Here is a 17,872-nt window from a genome sequence, read left to right on the forward strand (position 1 = left end):
GTGCCACAGTTACATGGTACGCAAGCCAATAGCCTATGGCTATCGCCAGAATCCGTGCCATCACGGGTTGAAATGCTATGGCGGCAACCAGAGGCTACCACGCAGATTATCGCACTGGGTTTAAGGCAAGGTGAGTTAGTCGCGACTGAGGTTAAGCTTGCCCACTCGAATATTCGTGCCGCAGGCGATATGAAAGGAATAGCATGGGGGCCACATGCTGCGCGGTGGGTGTGCTCGAGTAAGTATCGACCACCCAAAGGCAAGATCACCATTAACTTTAGCGATCATTGGGTAAATGCAGCCACCCCGATTGTGCTCAACTTTACCCCTTCACCAAACATATGTTACTGGGATGAGGGCGGCGGCTTGATAGGCACAAATCCATCCTTACCCACCATTGATTTTAAGATCCCTATCGAACCGCAAATCAGAAGGAGTTACCTCATGCAGCCTCAAATCAGTTGTGTTCGTGTGAGTGACGGCGTTGCTGTGGTGCTCAAATCTGTATCCATTTCTCAATCCCGTTCGCAATGGGCCAGTAGCGGAAGCTTAGCGTTTTCATCCCGTATTGATGCTGAGCGTGCCGCCAATGAATTACTGAAAATAAGCATTAACGGCTATGACTTTTACCTGCTTTGTGAGTCTGCCAGCGAATCTAAAGCCTTCGGTAAAACCAGTTATAGCGCGACAGGTCGAGGTCGCTTAGCCACACTCGCCAGCCCGAACCGAAAGGCCATCAACTATGTGAACGTGGTAGCCCGCAGCTTTATTGGCTTAATGGCCGATATTGTGGCCAATACTGGGTGGACTGTCGCCAGTAAAATTAGTGATTACCCTGTACCCGCAAACGCCTTTAGCTATGCCGCTAAAACACCCGCTGAAGCGATTAACATGATGGCAAATAGCATTGGGGCCATGCTCGATGTGAACGATGAAACTCAGACTATAACGGTGATCCCGCAGTGGCCAGTCGTGCCTTGGAATACCGCAAGCGCAATTCCCGATGTGATTTTGCACGATGGAGTGATCCTCGAATTTAACGAGCGTATCGACATTCGTCCCGATGCTAATGCGGTGTTTGTGCGTGGTGAACAACAAGGCGTGGCGGCGAAAGTGAAACGTTTCGGGACCGCTGGTGACAACTTTGCTGGTGATATAGTGGATAAGTTAATCACTGATAATCAAGCCGCAAGAATGCGCGCAACGGCCGAGTTAGCCAACGCAGGTAATAAGGTGCAAAACAGCATTCGCGCTAAGGTCATGGCGGATTTACCACCCATGCGCCCAGGCATGTTAATTGGGGTTCGCAAAGGTGCCGAGGTGTTTAAGTCAGTGTGTGAAAGCTTCAGCATTAGTGGCAGCGTTAATGAGTCAACGGGGATGGTTACAGTGAATCAAACCGTGACGCTATTGCGTAATGAGGTGGCAGCATGAGCAACATCTATCAACGCTTAGCGAACTTAAACCCTAAGCCGCAGCGTAGTGTTGCCACTGTGATTAGCGTGTCGAATGGCACCACGACAGTACAGCACGCCGATGGCAGTTATCAGACTGTTTTGGGTGACTCAGTTGCAAGCGGGAAAGTGTATATCGTCGATGGTCAGATCCAAGGGCAAGCCGCCGATCTGACGTATGTTGAATTAGAGATTTGATAAAAGAGAGCGGTCTAGCAATGCTACCAACACTGCTAGACCGTCAACACACAGGATTAGACCCTGTGAGCCAACCAAGGCTCCCTCACCGCGTCGACACGGCGAACCGAGCCTAGCATAAAAAAATCCTAAAAAAGGAGGCTCACATGCCAAAACCGATTATCCCTTGGATGGGCGGTAAGCGTAGATTAGTTAAGCAGATTTTACCGCTATTCCCTGAACACCATACCTATGTCGAACCCTTCTGCGGCGGTGCAGCAATGTTCTTCAGCAAGGACGAGGCAAGGGTGGAAGTGGTCAACGATATGAATGGCGACTTGGTGAATCTTTATCGAGTCATTAAACACCATTTAGAGGAGTTTATACGGCACTTTAAATGGGCTTTAATTAGCCGTGAAGAGTTTTTATGGCAGAAGAATACTAACCCTGAAACACTAACCGATATTCAGCGAGCGAGTCGCTTCTACTATCTGCAAAAGCTGGCGTTTGGCGGCAAAGTATCAGGTCAGAATTTTGGGTGTTCAGCGTCTCGCCCCGCTGGTTTGAACTTGTTAAGGATTGAGGAAGATCTCAGCGTTGCTCATCTACGCTTGGCAAGAACCTATATCGAGCGGTTGGACTGGGCTGAGTGCGTAAGACGATACGATAAGCCAGAAACCTTGTTCTATTTAGACCCGCCTTACTGGAGTACCGCAGGTTATGGTGTAGATTTTGGACTAGAGCAATATGCCTTGATGGCCGAGCTTGCGAAGACAATCAAAGGCAAGATGGTGATCAGCGTGAATGACATACCAGAGATGCGCGAGGCATTCGCTGGGCTACAAATGAAGACGCTTGGAATACGTTACACCGTAGGAGGCTCAAAACGCTCTGGAGAGCAGCAAGAACTGCTCATTTGGAACTGGTAGACCAACGTATTAACTAAGTAGAAAAGACTCAATAGCTCTCGATTTAGGGGGCTTATTGAGAAGTTTATCAAATTGAGTGAACCCATATTTATCAGACTAAGTGAACCAACGAGTAATTGATTAATCACTAATTTTCAATTTAGGTGAATTCGTTTATCAAATCTCGTGGCGCGCTACACAAGTAGCAACATTTATCAAATGTAATTAAATTACTAAATGCCGAGAGACGGTTGTTAAGACACATGACAGCCTCCAATCCCGCGTGGTTTCTAGGTTATTTCGACTTATCAACAAAATCTGTGGATAACCCTGTGAGTTGTCCTGAAAAATGGCCGCCAAAGCCTTGGGGTATGGGCGGCGGACTTAAAATGCACTATTTTGGGGTTCAAAAATAAATTTAAACATTATCAAATGCATACTAAAAGCAAGTGGTTTTTGTTGAGGGTGAAAACAAGGTTGCAATTTTGTAATCGAACGAAATTGATTTCTTGTGTATTAAATTGGCATTTTTGCTTAGTTTGCGGGTATTTTGTGAGCAAAAAACGCTGAAAACGCCTTAGTTTAAAAGTTTCATGTTTCTTCCTTTAAATTGTCATCTTGCGGTTTTAGATCGTATTGATATGACGACAGGAAGGATAACTGTGGAGCTTAGTCGGTGACTTGATTAGAATGGGGCGACTCACTAAAAGGATATGTGCGCGTGTCAGAATCTGTTTTTCAGCTTGAATCGCAATTCGCCCCCGCAGGCGACCAACCTACAGCGATTGCCAAATTAGTCGATGGACTCGAAGCGGGTCTGGCTTGCCAAACCTTACTCGGGGTGACGGGCTCAGGTAAAACCTTCACGATTGCCAATGTGATCCAAAAATTAGGTCGGCCCACGATTATCATGGCGCCTAATAAAACCTTGGCGGCGCAGCTTTATGGTGAGATGAAAGAGTTCTTTCCCCATAATGCGGTCGAGTATTTCGTTTCTTACTACGATTACTATCAGCCAGAAGCCTATGTACCTGCGTCAAATACCTTTATCGAAAAGGACGCTTCGGTTAATGCTCACATTGAGCAGATGCGCTTATCCGCCACTAAGGCGCTGTTAGAACGTAAAGATGTGGTGCTGATTGCTTCGGTGTCGGCCATTTATGGCTTGGGCGATCCCGATTCCTATTTAAAAATGTTGCTGCATCTACGCCAAGGCGATGTGATGGGGCAGCGTGACATCTTAATTCGTCTCAGTGAATTGCAGTACAAGCGCAATGATATTGAGCTACAACGTGGTACTTATCGTGTGCGCGGTGAAGTGATTGATATTTTCCCCGCCGATTCTGAGCGTAATGCCATTCGAGTCGAGTTGTTCGACGATGAGATTGAACGTTTAAGTGAGTTTGACCCATTAACGGGCCATATTCTTAAACGTATCGCCCGTACGACGGTTTACCCTAAAACACACTATGTCACGCCGCGGGAAAAAATCATCGCCGCCACTGAGTTTATTAAAGAAGAACTACGCGAGCGTAAGCAATATCTACTCGATAACAACAAGTTAATTGAAGCCCAGCGTATCCATGAGCGGGTGCAATACGATGTGGAAATGATGGTGGAGTTGGGTTACTGCTCTGGCATCGAAAACTACTCGCGCTATTTGTCTGGCCGCGCACCGGGGGAAGGGCCACCAACTTTGCTCGACTATTTGCCTGCCGACGGCTTATTAATTATCGATGAATCCCATGTGACTGTGCCGCAAATCGGCGCTATGTACAAAGGTGACCGTTCCCGTAAAACCACACTTGTGGAATATGGTTTCCGCTTACCGTCCGCCTTGGATAACCGACCCCTCAAATTTGAAGAGTTTGAGCAATTGATGCCGCAAACTATCTATGTGTCGGCAACACCGAGTGCCTACGAGCTGGAAAAGAGCGAAGGCGAGATTGCTGAGCAGGTCGTGCGGCCAACGGGATTACTCGATCCTGAATTAGAAGTGCGCCCCGTTGGGACCCAAGTGGACGATTTATTGTCTGAAATCGCCAAGCGAGTGGCCGTCAATGAGCGGGTGTTAGTGACGACGCTGACTAAGCGTATGTCGGAGGATTTGACTGAATACCTCGACGAACATGGCGTAAAAGTGCGTTATCTGCATTCGGACATAGACACTGTCGAACGGGTTGAGATCATCCGCGATCTGCGTTTAGGTAAGTTTGATGTATTGGTTGGGATCAACTTATTGCGCGAAGGCTTAGATATGCCTGAAGTGTCATTGGTGTGTATTTTAGATGCCGATAAAGAGGGCTTCTTGCGCTCTGAGCGCTCGCTCATCCAAACGATTGGCCGCGCGGCGCGTAACGTCAATGGTAAAGTGATCCTCTATGCCGATCGCATCACCAATTCGATGGAGAAAGCGATAGGTGAAACTGACCGACGTCGTGAACGTCAGCGGGCGCACAACTTAAAACACGGTATCACGCCTAAGGGCGTCGTTAAACGGATCACCGATGTGATGGATGTGGATGATGGCCGCGACAGTAAAGCTGTGTATGGCAAAGTGGCTGAGCCTAAGTCCCATTACCATAAAGCCGATGCGGCAGAGTTGAGCCATCAAATCGATCAGCTTGAGAAGAAGATGCATGAACATGCGCGCAACTTAGAGTTTGAACAAGCGGCGGCAATGCGTGATGAAGTCAAGCACCTGCGGGACCTGTTGATCAAAGCCTAGATTTATTCTTGCGCTCAGCATTAAAAAAGCCGTCCAGCAATCATGCAGCGACGGCTTTTTAATATCTTGACTTGGATTAAGCAGGGACTTTTGATTGGCTCATTTTTAGCTTGATAAACACTGCTAAAGCGCAAATCAGCCCGCAGATTAAGCCGACCAAATGCGCCTCGGTTGCTACGCGCGCACCTATCATGGCGGTGACATCACTGCTGGCACCATAAAGCTGTTCGTAACCGACCTTGATGATAACGCCAACGAGCAGCAGATAGCCTGAGCGCAGCTTACGGACAATATCTTGCACTGCGCCGTAGGCGAACAAGCCATGCAACATACCGCTTAAGCCGACATAACCGAGCAATTGCGGATAGCCTAAATACAAGCCTATACCTTCAAGTAAACATAACACGAAAAATAGTGCACTTAAGCCTTTGAGATGATAATGAAAATGGTGCAAAAATTGCACCACCCACAGCCCTGCAAGGTTCATCAATAGATGCCATTGATTCGTGTGCAGTAAATTTCCTGTGATTAATCGCCACCATTCACCCTCACTAATTGCACTGCGGCGATAGGCGAGTAGGTTATCGACAGCGGGGCTCGCTAAGCCTGCGGCATACAAACCCGCACAGATCAGACTCACCATCAGCGCAACCCAATAGGGACTGCGTGTCATGCTTTTGGCTCGCTGGCGTCAAGCTCAGCCATGACCGCTACTTTATTCTGTAGATAGTCATCTAATCCACGTTTGCGAAGATGACAGGCAGGGCAATCACCACAGCCATCGCCAATCACGCCGTTATAGCAGGTGAGAGTATGGTGGCGAACCAGATTAAGTTGCTGATATTTATCCGCCAGTGCCCAGGTTTGTGCCTTATTGAGCCACATTAAAGGCGTGATGATTTTTAGTTGTTTATCCATGCCTTGAACTAAGGCGGATTCCATCGCTTTGACAAAATCGTTACGACAATCTGGGTAGCCTGAAAAATCGGTTTCACACACGCCTGTGATAATCGCTTGCGCCCCTAATTGATAGGCATAAATACCTGCAAGCGTTAAAAATAAAATATTACGGCCGGGCACGAAGGTATTGGGTAAGCCATTTTCCATCAACTCGTGTGAAACCGGTATCGCATCACGGGTGAGGGCTGAAATAGCTAACTCATTGAGTAAGGTGACATCCATGACTTTATGGCTGGTGATCTTCAGGCGTTTTGCTAAGGATTTGGCGACTTCAATTTCTTCGCGGTGGCGTTGACCGTAGTCAAAAGTGATCCCATGTACTTCATCGTACTGGGTTAGGGCTTGAATAAGGCAAGTTGTTGAGTCTTGTCCGCCACTGAATACCACCACTGCTTTGGACACCACTGTTTTTGACACTAAGCTCGTTGACATAAAGGATTTCACTTCACCGTAGAACAGGTATAAATAGGGCGTTAGTGTAACTCAGGCCTTAGGGCTTGCAAACTCTGACTATAGGGTCGAAATAGGCTTTCTCGGCGCAAAAACTTGCAGCTCAAGCTAAAATCCACTATAAATGCCGCCCCAGAAAAGTGGAACGTCAGTATGAACTACCCTGTCAACGAAGTATTTGAAACCATTCAAGGTGAAGGTGTCTTTACCGGAGTACCCGCCATATTTGTCCGCCTACAAGGTTGTCCCGTGGGATGTGCTTGGTGCGATACGAAACAGACATGGGATGTGCTTGAAGCCAATAGGGTCTCGCCAGAGCAAGTGATTACCGTAGACGGCACCATTGGTCGCTGGGCTGATCATACGGCGCAAAGTCTTATCGCTGCCTTTCACGCTAAAGGTTTTACTGCGCGGCATATCGTGATCACCGGCGGTGAGCCTTGTATGTACGATTTACGCGAATTAACCGAAACCTTGCACAGCCAAGGCTTTGCGACTCAAATCGAAACCAGTGGCACCTTCGAAATCAACTGTGCCGATGACACTTGGGTGACTGTATCACCCAAGGTGAACATGAAAGGGGGCTATCAGGTATTAGCACAGGCGCTGAACCGCGCCAATGAGATTAAGCATCCTATCGCCACTGAAAATCACATCGATGAACTTGATGAGTTACTGCAAGACATCGATATTTCAGCGAAAACGATTTGCCTGCAGCCGATTAGTCAAAAGCCTAGAGCGACAGAACTGGCGATGAAAGTGTGTATCGCCCGTAATTGGCGCTTATCGATCCAGACCCATAAGTATTTGAATATTGATTAATGCTAATCTGCAAAGCATAAAAAATGCCTCACAATTGTGGGGCGTTTTTTATGGTGGATGTTTTGTGGATTCTAAACCTAACGACTTAATACAGTTGCTTAATCAAGCTCACTTAACTGGCCGAAATGATTAAATGCTGCAAGTTGGCGCTGATAGGGCGCAATATCGCCGATGTTAGCTGTAATCCAATCTGTATCGTAATAAGTATCAAGGTAACGCTCACCCGAGTCACAAATGAGGGTCACTATTGAGCCTTGCTCTCCACGCGCTTGCATTTGTACTGCAAGTTGCAATGCGCCGTACAGGTTGGTTCCTGTGGATGCGCCGGTTTTACGGCCAATTAATTGTTCTAACCAATGAATCGTCGCCACTGATGCGGCGTCGGGAATTTGCAGCATAGTATCGACAACACCAGGAATAAACGATGGCTCGACTCTCGGTCGACCTATGCCTTCAATCTTACTGCCATTGCAACAGGTTAAGCTGGCATCGCCGCTCTGATAGAAATCAAAAAAAACGGAGTTTTGCGGGTCGACCACGCAAAGTTGTGTTGCCAACCTCTGATAGCGAATGTAGCGGCCTATGGTCGCCGATGTGCCGCCAGTGCCTGGGCTCATCACTATCCAGCGCGGGATCGTGTGTGGCTCGCGCTCCATCTGATTGAAAATCGAGTTAGCGATATTGTTATTACCGCGCCAGTCGGTTGCACGCTCGGCGTAGGTGAATTGATCCATATAATGGCCGCCGAGCTCTGCGGCAAGGCGCGCCGATTCTGCGTAAATCTCACTGGAATGATCGACAAAATGACATTGGCCGCCATAGAAAGTGATCTGCTCAATCTTCTTTTTAGCTGTGCTTTTGGGCATTACGGCAATAAAAGGTAAACCGAGTAAGCGGGCAAAGTAGGCTTCAGAAATCGCCGTACTGCCCGATGAGGATTCGATAATTGGCGTGCCTTGCTTAATCCAGCCGTTACACAGGGCATAGAGGAAGAGTGAGCGGGCGAGGCGATGCTTCAAACTCCCTGTCGGGTGGGTACTTTCATCTTTAAGATAAATATCTATGCCATCGAGCATAGGTAATTCAAGCTTAATCAAGTGGGTATCGGCGCTGCGCTGAAAATCCGCTTCAATCTTGCCTATCGCGTGGGCTTCCCATGTTGGGCAGAGTCTGTGAGCGCTGTGAGAATCCACTGGTGGTTGAATCGTGTTAGAAATCATAGTAGTCACATCGAAAGGGATCATTTTCAGAGCATATCACAGGGACGGGCAAAGCGGTTTTATTGGATGAGCTTGAAGTCATTCGCTTAAAGTAGAGCACGACGTAATTGAAATCAAAAAATGTCGTTAACCAAGAGGTTTACTTAACATAGAAATACTAAGAATTTAATTAGATTAAGCTGAAATAATTAGATTAAGTTGGAAAAGACTATGCGGAAGTGGAACAAGAAGGATATGCGAGAGTGAAAGAAATGGTGGAGGGAGAAGGATTCGAACCTTCGAAGGCTGAGCCGTCAGATTTACAGTCTGATCCCTTTGGCCACTCGGGAACCCCTCCACAAACTTTCTTTTTAGCTTTACAACTGACTTTTAAAATTGTCTTTCAAAACATCATCAATAACGGACTTGTTTATCAAGACAAAACTAAACATTGGCCATGTTTAGTTTTTGAAAATGATTCTCTGCGTTAGAGATAAAGATGGTGGAGGGAGAAGGATTCGAACCTTCGAAGGCTGAGCCGTCAGATTTACAGTCTGATCCCTTTGGCCACTCGGGAACCCCTCCACGAATACCTTTAACGCTTTTGTAAAACTCTACATCATTTTCGAACAACACGATAAAACTTGCAGTGCAAATGGTGGAGGGAGAAGGATTCGAACCTTCGAAGGCTGAGCCGTCAGATTTACAGTCTGATCCCTTTGGCCACTCGGGAACCCCTCCTCAATTGCGGCCGCCATAGTAGTCAGAAACCTTTTCCATGTAAATACCCAATTTAAAAATATTCCTAAAGTTATGTATCAAATGGTCGATTAACTAACAACGAATTGTTTTGACGATGTTTTTTTATGCAAATTGATGTTCCTTTAGTCAACGAAGCCCAAATTGGCACCCGCTTAAACGCGGCGATAGAAAACGACAGACGGGGCGAATTCGCCCTGTTGCTGTCGTTACTGTCGGTTGACGCACGGGACATGGCACAATTCCAATGGCAAAATGAACTCGATATGGCACAAAAATTACAGCGTCAGTTCGAATTACCACCGCAGCAAAGTTTAATGGCGGATTTATCGTCTGCTGAACCAGTGGTTGATAACAGCAGTATTTTTATGGATCAAGGTCCACGTGCGTTTCAATTACAACAAGCATTGCGACCGGAAGCCTTAGTCATCCGTGGCGGCGAGTCAGTCGCAATGGCAGAAGCGTTAAGTAACTGTGACCATGTCACTCAGATGAGGCAAAGGGGCCAATTAACCGCACCCAAAGTCGAGATCATGCACTTTGCTGATCAATTGGCAATCCAACGTAATCTTGTGCCTTTGCTCGCCTCAGCCTAAGGCAGTCTTCCCGCAAGTTATCTTCAATACCCATCAGGTCAATCTGATCCATTTCGATAAATAAGCGTGAGCTAAAGCCAGTTATCTTGAAGCTTAATTACCTATAATTCGTATTAACCTATCGAGTTAAAATTTACCGCGTTAAAAATTTAACGAGCATATTTTAGTGATGCCGTTAATCAGTCGCTCTATACATTAAGGAATACAGATGAAAGGCATAATAGAAGCACAGAGCCCGACAGTGAATGACACTTGCACCGATTGCGGCAGCTTTGTCGATATCGGCGCCGTTATTGATGAACACGATACGTTATTGACGTTAAATTTTGTTGGCGATAGCGCTCAAGCGGATGCCGAAAGCATGGCAACACGCGCTCAAACTCGATTTGCTGAAGTGCAAACTGAATTTGTAACTAAGACTGAAGGCGTCGACTTACTGCTGACCTTCAATGTCAGCGCGGAAAAAATGATTTTTCAATTGGAAAACGGCCTGTAATTTTTAAAGCAGCACTTTAGTTTTTAGTCGGTTATGGATATCCGGAAATCGCGCTAATTGCCTAAAAATGCTGCTATTGTTAACCAAATTGTAATAAATTGTGCCACATGTTGCTGTGCTTACAACAGTTAGTGTAATCTGCCTCCAAATAAGAATAATTCAATCAGCTTAATTCCACATTTTGAGGTAAGTTTGCTAACAGCAAAGACCTTTAGCCCAACACGAAGTTTTGTAGGGAACCAGCGTGAAGCGACGTCAGCATCAGCATTTATTGGAGTCTTTGGTACAGTCAACTGCAAAACAGCAGGGCGATTTCACAAAGACGGCAGAGTTAACCACAGAGTTGTTGTGCCAGAATTTAGCGGTTTCTTTGGTATCAGTGTGGACTTTTTCATCTGATCAACAAACCCAATCACTCGTCGCACAATTTGGTTCTATGATGTTGCAAGACATTCATAGACCTAAGTTATTACAAGATTGCCCCCGGTATGTACACGAGCTCAAAACTTTGCGCCATATCGATGCAGGCAATGCCCTGACCGATCCACGTTTAAGTGAATTGGCTGAGTGCTATTTTATCCCGCGGCAAATCAACTCGAGTCTTGACATCGCCATTCGCATCAATGGTCATCTTGAAGGTGTGCTCTGCATTGAGCGGGCACAATTGACTCCCCACTGGCATGACAGTGAAATTCACCTCGCGTGCCAGATGGCCGACCAATTAGCCCTGACCTTAGCGACAAAACACAGCTACGATAAAGAAGAAAGCTTGAGTTTATTTCGCTGTGCCACTGAACAATCTCGACAAATCAGTATGTTAATTAATCTGCATACTGAAAAAGTCGAGTATGTGAATCAGGCGCACAGTGAAATCACCGGCATGCCCCGTGAGCAGATTATCGGCGCGAATATTCGTGAGTTGGCTTTTTTCAAGCAGCATGCCCAATTAGCCGAGCAAACCCTAGCGCAAATCTTTAGGGGCGAAATTGCCAAAGGCGAAGTGCAGTTTAGTCGTGCCGATGGCAGTCGTTATTGGCTGACATACGTGCTGAGTCAGTTCATTACCGATCGCGGTAATCATTATGCCTTGGTCTCGTGTGAAGAAAATACCGACGAGCATAACTATAAGTCAGAGCTTGAACGGCTTGCTTGGCGTTGTGGATTAACGGGACTACATAACCGTACTCATTTTAATCGAGTCCTTGAACGTACCACGAAGGGACTGTTGTTATTAGTTGATTTAGTGGGATTTAAGCGTTTTAACGATACCTATGGTCATGAAAATGGCGATAGCTTGTTGATAGAAATTGCCCGCCGTTTGAAACATTTTTCTGAGATTAATAAGGCCACCGAAATTGCCCGCGTCGGCAGCGATGAATTTGCAGTGCTATTGACCGATGATAATGCGGTTTACGATCTCGATTATTTTAGTACTCGCCTGTATCAACATCTTGCTATGCCTATTTTAATCGGCCGCGAGCAAGTCGAACCAAAGCCTGCTTTAGCTGTGGTTGATATTGCCTCTGTGGCGAGTTTGTTTGCCCCATTAACCTGTGCCGATATTGCAGTGCAGTATGCTAAAAAGAAAAAAGGCACTGCAATCCAAGTATTTAACAGCACGTTATTGAGTGCATTTAAAGAGGATGCGCAGATAGAACGTGATTTACACAGTGCGATCCGTGGTCGTCAGTTTGAGCTTTATTATCAGCCTCTGAGGGATCTTGAGCAGAATACCTATATTGGCGCCGAAGCCTTAATCCGTTGGCATCACCCTAAAAGAGGCGTGTTATTTCCAGCTTCCTTTATTGATATTGCTGAGCAGTCGGGGATGATTAATTCTATCGGCAGCTGGGTTTTAGAGGCTGCTTGTCGACAGTTGAACCTATGGCAGCATCATAATGCAGATATGACAATGCATGTGAATGTGTCGGCCCGCCAGTTCTTCAGTGGTAATTTATTCGAGCAAGTGTGGCAGTTGTTGACACGTTATCGCTTGAAACCTAAGACGTTAATCTTAGAGATCACAGAGACTGAATTGATGGGTGATATTCGCCACGCGACCTTGTTATGCCAAGAATTAGCGGAATTAGGCGTAGGGCTCGCGATTGACGATTTTGGGACGGGTTACTGCTCTATGCGTTATTTGAAGCAGTTTCCGATCAGTAAACTTAAGATTGATCGTTCGTTTATTTCAGATCTTACCGTCAGCCGTGAAAGTCGCGAAATTGTGTCAGCCATTATCGCCATGGCGAATGCATTAAATATATCTTTGACGGCAGAAGGGGTTGAAACCCTTGAGCAAGAAGCATTTTTAGCGAAAAGTTTTTGCCATCAGGCACAGGGTTATCTCTATAGTCCTGCATTACGGGAGCCTGAGTTTGCACAATTTATCTTGTCGGCTAAAAGCGCTTCGGTCATAACTCACTAAAGTTACACATAACCCACTAAGTCACAATTATTTCAAATGTGCTGCTCACGATAAAATAAAGGCAACCTAGGTTTGTAATCTAGGTTGCCTTTATTATTCATCTCTGTGCTTGTTCAATTAGCACTATAAACCTTCATCGTAATTTTCCAGTGCAGTTCAGCACTGTATACCTATCGAGATTTTAAGCAGCATTGTTTGAATTTTTTGCCACTATGGCAAATACAGAGATCATTTCTACCGGGTAATTTAGCCGTCATTTGCTGGCCTTGGCTGTAATACCAGCGACTTGCTTGGTAGATGAATTCGGATCGCTCATAGATAGCATCAATTTCACCATCGAGCTTATACCAAGCTTTAAAGGTAACTGTGCCATGTCGTTGTTCAGCTATCGCCGCTTGAGCATTGTGGCTTGGTGTTTCAGTACTGCTCTGTACATCTAATCCTAACCAATGTGGATGAGGACCAGCATTGAGGCTCGTGAGAGTAAGGCCATTTAGATAGTCTGGATGATGTGTTTTTAAAATGTAATCAAAATTTTTCAATACAAATGCGCAGTAGCGTGAGCGCATAAGCTGTTCAGGTGTGCGGGCAATCACTTGCCCAGTGTCTACATGCGTATGCAGTGGACCACAGCAATCTTGATAGCTTATCCCACTGCTACAGGGGCAGGCTTGTGTAGTTATAGTCATGTTAGCTAAATCTTTAATTTAATTGTATTTGTTTAAATTTATTCGATTTCTATCTAAATGCGTTAGATGTGAGATAGTCCATTTAAACGTAATCGGCATTAACATTAGGGTAATTTTTTACCCGCAGGTAAAGGCGGAAATTGGCGACCATAATATAAGTTAGGTACCGGTTTCGCATTCAGATAATAGCTAGGTTCTGCGCGGTTATTGGTATCTAAGCTCACTTTCCATTGGGTGGATGAGACTTTTTCTGTACCAATAGCAAATTTGCCAGCAAATTCACTCACAGGTTCTCCGGTTTCTTGTGCCGGGTAAAATCGAACCAAATAATAGCCTGTATCTATGGCACCATTACCGATAATTTTGCGTTTAGTAATGCGAAAATCCACGTCGATAGTGGCTTTTTTGGCACGGATTTTATCGAAAAACTTCTTGTAAATGGCGACAATATTGTCTCGTCCATAGTAAATTTCTTTACTTTGACTCTCAGATAAGTAGCTAGCGTCATCAGCGTAAATCTCACGGGTCACCTCAGGGGACAATTGATTAAAAGCGCTAATAAACAAAGGGTAATTAGCGTTGATCAATTGATCATCAGTGGATTTTGTATGAGTTTTAGCTGGATTGGCTAAGCTTGGCAGTGACAATAAGCACATCAGGACTAGCGGCAAAAATTTCATTACTTTATTCTAATCTGGCAATCATGGCGTCACTATAATGGAGGCGCCCGCTGAACTAAAGCCTTGAATGTTTACAAAGTGTGTTTCTATACAAGAGTGTGAAGTAAAGGAGCTTGCCATGCTGGATGATGAATCAGCACTGTTTTTTGAGGAAATGGCTGGAGTCGTGCCACTAAAAGGCGATATGCCAGTGGTAAATTTAGCACCGAAAGCGTTGACGGCTGAGCAAATACACAGACGCGATGCTTTACAACGGGAAGCCTTCCTAGCGTGTATGCCACTGGATTTAAAAGTATTTCCACAGCAAGCGCCAGATGACATTGTGAGCTTTAAGCGTGAGGGGGTACAAGGCGGCGTTTTTAAACGACTCCGAATGGGGCAATACAGCATCAAGATGGAGCTTGATGTGCATGCTTATCGGTTAAACCAAGCTCGTGATGCCGTCCTTAACTATTTACTGGCAGCGCAGGCACATGGTGAACGCTGTGTCATGTTGATCCACGGTAAAGGCTATCAGAGTCAACCCTTTGCAGGATTGCTCAAATCCGCTGTGTGCTATTGGTTATCACAACTCGACATGGTGCTTGCCTATCATTCGGCGAAAACCGAGCAGGGCGGTGCTGGGGCACTTTATGTGATGTTAACTAAGTCTGAACAGCTCAAGCTTGAAAACCGTGAAGCCAATCGCAAAGGAATGGGATGGCGTTAGATTAAACAGATAAGGATTGAATAAAAATGCCCAATTTTATTGGGCATTTTGTTTTATGTTATTGGGTGATAATTTAATGACCCCTTACCAACCACACTGGCGGTTTGCGGTGGTATTTTGCTCATCTAACCATGTTTTAAGTGGGGCGAAGTAATCGAGCACCGCTTTTGCGTCCATCGTTTCTTTGCCTGTGACTTCTTTCAATGCTTCTGGCCAAGGTTTACTTAAGCCTAACTCGAGCATCTTATTGAGTTTCTCTCCCGCGGCTTGATTGCCATAAATACTGCATCTGTGTACCGGACCTTTATCGCCTGCAGTTTCACACAGCGCTTGATGGAATTGGAATTGCAAAATATGCGCTAGGAAGTAACGGGTGTAGGGTACATTGCCTGGTACATGGTATTTAGCACCCGGATCAAAATCTGCTTCACTACGTTCAGTCGGTGCTTTTACGCCTTGGTATTTTTCCCTCAGATCCCACCAAGCTTGGTTATATTGGGCAGGCGTGATTTCGCCGCTAAACACTTTCCAGCGCCACTGATCTATCATCAGGCCAAAGGGCAAGAAAGCAATTTTGTCTAAGGCTTGTTTTAGTAAGAGGCCGATATCCTTAGATGCATCAGGTACTTCTTCTAATAAGCCGATCTGCTTTAAATAGCTTGGCGTAATAGATAGGGCAATCGTGTCACCAATGGCTTCATGGAAACCGTCGTTAGCGCTGTTTTTAAACAGGAATGGTTGTTGCTTATAAGCGCGTTGATAGAAGTTATGCCCAAGTTCGTGGTGGATAACGCTAAAATCTTCGGCAGTTTTTTGGATACACATTTTAATGCGGATATCGTCGAGATTATCGAGATCCCACGCCGAAGCGTGACAAACCACATCACGGTCCTTTGGCTGAACGAATAAAGAACGTGCCCAAAAACTTTCTGGCAATGGTGCGAACCCTAATGATGTGAAGAAGCCTTCGGCTTGTTTCACCATTTTATGCTCGTCATAGCCTTTCTTTGCCAGTAACTCAGTGACATCGTAACCCGGATCGGCATTGTCAGGGGCGACGAGATCATACACATTGCCCCATTGCTGGGCCCACATGTTGCCAAGTAAGTGTGCAGGGATGGGGCCAGTGGTCGGTGCGACGCTATCGCCGTATTCTTTATTGAGTTCACCGCGCACATAACAGTGCAAAGATTCATAAAGGGGTTTTACTTGGCCCCAAAGACGATCGAGTTCCTGTGAAAAATCATCGGGTTTCATATCATATTGACTGCGCCATAGCTCAGACAGGTTGGCATAACCGAGATCCTTCGCGCCTTCATTGGCCAGTTCCACTTCACGTTGAAACAAGGGACGCATAGGTTTGGCGATTTCACGCCAGCCTTTCCACGCTTCTAGCAAGATTGCGGGATCCCGTGATTCGGCCATCAAGCTCGATAGCTCAGGCTGGGTCATACACTTACCGTCGGCAAAACAGTACTTTCCTTTGCCGTATAAGCCATTTAATTCTGAACTAATTTGCGCCAGCTCGGCATTTTTCGCAGGATCGAGCGGCGCGGGTAACACTAACGCACTGCGCAGTATATTGAGCTTGCGGGCATTAATAGGATCGAGTTCTACATTGGCGTACTTAGCCGCCTCGGTTGCAAATTTTACCGACGCTGCACTGACCTTTTCGCCGACTGCGGCAGACAGGGCCGCGGTATCATCAGTAATAAAGTTGCTGTAAATCCACTCGGCGCGATTAGATTCAATCGATAATTCGGCCATCTTGGCTTCAGCATCGTTAATAAAAGCAATGGCTTGTACTTTATCTGGGGCGGTATTGATGACAGCTGCTTCTGCTGTATCTGTCTTGTCTATTTTACTTTGTACATCATTACAGGCCGTTAATCCCAGCGCGAGTGTCACTGTGAGGGCGATTTTACTGCGACGATTCAATGAAATAACCATGTCTAGTTGTCCTTGTTGTTTTTGTGTTACACAGTTTACCTAAACCACAGGGTTATTGCACAAGGGTTAATTGACTTGTTTTTAACACTTATTCGGACATGTACGACATACCGCTTGTATCACAGACTAGAAAGCGGTGAATTTGTCCAATTTTAGTTTGACATCCGTGGTGCCAATGTTTAATTTAAACGAGTGTTTTAAATTAATTCAAGGTCACGGAATGGCAAGTCGATCCGATACAAAAACTAGAATACTTGATGCCGCAGAAAAACTGTTCGCCGAACGGGGCTTTTCTGAGACTTCCTTGCGACTCATTACCAGCAAAGCTGAGGTGAATTTAGCATCGGTCAATTATCACTTTGGTTCTAAAAAAGAGCTGATCCGTGCAGTGTTAGCCCGCTATTTAGACGTATTTATGCCTGCTGCTTCAAGCCAAATTCACCGTTTAAATGCCGCTCCAGCACAAGCTACACTCGAAGAGATCCTGTCTTCTTTGGTCGATCCTTTATTGGATTTAAACGCGCTACGTACCGAAGGTACCACGATCTTCCTGCAGCTTTTAGGCCGTGGCTATATCGAAAGCCAAGGGCATTTACGTTGGTTTATTACTACCCATTACGGCCAGCATCTCGATGCTTTTGTTAAAGCCGTTTCGGCCAGTGCACCACATATTCCACCCGCTGAAATGTTTTGGCGCTTACACTTTACCTTAGGCACTATCGTGTTCACTATGGCGTCCGCTGATGCCCTAAATGACATTGCTGCTGCTGAGTTTGGTGAGCATAACGACATCGAAGCCGTGATCCGTAAAGTGATCCCCTACATGGCGGCTGGTGTATCAGTCCCCGTTTCTTCTTAATTAAAAGG

Annotated in this window: 17 protein-coding genes and 3 tRNA genes; 11 read left to right on the forward strand and 9 right to left on the reverse strand. The window is 45.8% G+C overall.

The window, feature by feature from the left end:
• From KO533_RS21915 to uvrB, 5 genes are all read left to right on the forward strand, one after another.
• A partial coding sequence (locus KO533_RS21915; RefSeq protein WP_219256151.1) for a hypothetical protein occupies positions 1-1,434 on the forward strand: 1,434 nt, incomplete at its 5' end.
• Positions 1,431-1,652 carry a hypothetical protein gene (locus KO533_RS21920; protein WP_219256152.1) on the forward strand — a complete coding sequence of 74 codons (222 nt, stop codon included), beginning with the start codon at positions 1,431-1,433 and terminating at the stop codon, positions 1,650-1,652. The genes KO533_RS21915 and KO533_RS21920, both read left to right, overlap by 4 nt.
• A gap of 146 nt (positions 1,653-1,798) precedes the next feature.
• Entirely contained in the window at positions 1,799-2,560 is a 762-nt protein-coding gene (locus tag KO533_RS21925; protein WP_219256153.1) for a DNA adenine methylase, read from the forward strand.
• A gap of 242 nt (positions 2,561-2,802) precedes the next feature.
• The gene (locus KO533_RS21930) at positions 2,803-2,955 is read left to right on the forward strand and encodes a hypothetical protein (RefSeq protein WP_158497640.1); all 153 of its coding nucleotides are present in this window, start codon (positions 2,803-2,805) and stop codon (positions 2,953-2,955) included.
• A 305-nt stretch (positions 2,956-3,260) separates the two neighbouring features.
• The gene (uvrB, locus tag KO533_RS21935) at positions 3,261-5,267 is read left to right on the forward strand and encodes an excinuclease ABC subunit UvrB (protein ID WP_219256154.1); all 2,007 of its coding nucleotides are present in this window, start codon (positions 3,261-3,263) and stop codon (positions 5,265-5,267) included.
• Between the two features lie 76 nt (positions 5,268-5,343).
• Here the strand turns inward: uvrB and rrtA are convergent, their stop codons facing one another.
• Positions 5,344-5,940 (reverse strand): rhombosortase, encoded by a 597-nt coding sequence (rrtA, locus tag KO533_RS21940; RefSeq protein WP_219256155.1) that lies wholly within the window; start codon positions 5,938-5,940, stop codon positions 5,344-5,346.
• A complete protein-coding gene (queC, locus tag KO533_RS21945) occupies positions 5,937-6,659 on the reverse strand; it encodes a 7-cyano-7-deazaguanine synthase QueC (RefSeq protein ID WP_028760011.1) in 723 nt (240 codons plus the stop codon). Before queC ends, rrtA begins: the two co-directional genes overlap by 4 nt.
• Before the next feature lie 171 nt (positions 6,660-6,830).
• Here queC and queE point away from each other — a divergent pair, with 171 nt between their 5' ends.
• The gene (queE, locus tag KO533_RS21950) at positions 6,831-7,499 is read left to right on the forward strand and encodes a 7-carboxy-7-deazaguanine synthase QueE (protein WP_212600552.1); all 669 of its coding nucleotides are present in this window, start codon (positions 6,831-6,833) and stop codon (positions 7,497-7,499) included.
• A 98-nt stretch (positions 7,500-7,597) separates the two neighbouring features.
• On the opposite strand, the gene KO533_RS21955 is transcribed toward queE, so the two are convergent.
• The 4 genes from KO533_RS21955 to KO533_RS21970 form a co-directional block, all read right to left on the reverse strand.
• Entirely contained in the window at positions 7,598-8,743 is a 1,146-nt protein-coding gene (locus tag KO533_RS21955; RefSeq protein ID WP_173244964.1) for a PLP-dependent cysteine synthase family protein, read from the reverse strand.
• Positions 8,744-8,971: 228 nt separating this feature from the next.
• Positions 8,972-9,056: transfer RNA gene (locus KO533_RS21960), tRNA-Tyr, on the reverse strand.
• 142 nt (positions 9,057-9,198) lie between these two features.
• Positions 9,199-9,283 (reverse strand) — tRNA-Tyr (locus KO533_RS21965).
• A gap of 71 nt (positions 9,284-9,354) precedes the next feature.
• A tRNA-Tyr gene (locus KO533_RS21970) sits at positions 9,355-9,439 on the reverse strand.
• A gap of 125 nt (positions 9,440-9,564) precedes the next feature.
• Between KO533_RS21970 and KO533_RS21975 the strand changes: the two genes are divergently transcribed.
• The 3 genes from KO533_RS21975 (at position 9,565) to KO533_RS21985 (ending at position 12,977) form a co-directional block, all read left to right on the forward strand.
• The gene (locus KO533_RS21975) at positions 9,565-10,053 is read left to right on the forward strand and encodes a VC2046/SO_2500 family protein (RefSeq protein ID WP_219256156.1); all 489 of its coding nucleotides are present in this window, start codon (positions 9,565-9,567) and stop codon (positions 10,051-10,053) included.
• A 208-nt stretch (positions 10,054-10,261) separates the two neighbouring features.
• The gene (locus KO533_RS21980; RefSeq protein ID WP_113939682.1) at positions 10,262-10,549 is read left to right on the forward strand and encodes a DUF406 family protein; all 288 of its coding nucleotides are present in this window, start codon (positions 10,262-10,264) and stop codon (positions 10,547-10,549) included.
• A 244-nt stretch (positions 10,550-10,793) separates the two neighbouring features.
• Complete coding sequence (locus tag KO533_RS21985) at positions 10,794-12,977, forward strand: GGDEF domain-containing phosphodiesterase (RefSeq protein ID WP_198573477.1); 2,184 nt, start codon at positions 10,794-10,796, stop codon at positions 12,975-12,977.
• Between the two features lie 170 nt (positions 12,978-13,147).
• On the opposite strand, the gene KO533_RS21990 is transcribed toward KO533_RS21985, so the two are convergent.
• Together KO533_RS21990 and KO533_RS21995 are read right to left on the reverse strand one after the other, a co-directional pair.
• Complete coding sequence (locus tag KO533_RS21990; RefSeq protein ID WP_219256157.1) at positions 13,148-13,666, reverse strand: YchJ family protein; 519 nt, start codon at positions 13,664-13,666, stop codon at positions 13,148-13,150.
• Between the two features lie 104 nt (positions 13,667-13,770).
• Positions 13,771-14,346: a DUF4440 domain-containing protein gene (locus KO533_RS21995; protein WP_028760004.1), complete on the reverse strand. Its 576-nt coding sequence runs from the start codon at positions 14,344-14,346 to the stop codon at positions 13,771-13,773.
• A gap of 118 nt (positions 14,347-14,464) precedes the next feature.
• Here KO533_RS21995 and smrA point away from each other — a divergent pair, with 118 nt between their 5' ends.
• A complete protein-coding gene (gene smrA, locus KO533_RS22000) occupies positions 14,465-15,055 on the forward strand; it encodes a DNA endonuclease SmrA (RefSeq protein WP_028760003.1) in 591 nt (196 codons plus the stop codon).
• A gap of 84 nt (positions 15,056-15,139) precedes the next feature.
• On the opposite strand, the gene KO533_RS22005 is transcribed toward smrA, so the two are convergent.
• Positions 15,140-17,005 (reverse strand): M2 family metallopeptidase, encoded by a 1,866-nt coding sequence (locus KO533_RS22005; protein WP_219256158.1) that lies wholly within the window; start codon positions 17,003-17,005, stop codon positions 15,140-15,142.
• A 220-nt stretch (positions 17,006-17,225) separates the two neighbouring features.
• Between KO533_RS22005 and KO533_RS22010 the strand changes: the two genes are divergently transcribed.
• The gene (locus KO533_RS22010) at positions 17,226-17,864 is read left to right on the forward strand and encodes a TetR/AcrR family transcriptional regulator (RefSeq protein WP_028760001.1); all 639 of its coding nucleotides are present in this window, start codon (positions 17,226-17,228) and stop codon (positions 17,862-17,864) included.
• Positions 17,865-17,872 lie beyond the last annotated feature (8 nt).

It is taken from the genome of Shewanella sp. NKUCC05_KAH, assembly GCF_019345585.1.
Taxonomy (GTDB): Bacteria; Pseudomonadota; Gammaproteobacteria; order Enterobacterales; family Shewanellaceae; genus Shewanella; species Shewanella oncorhynchi.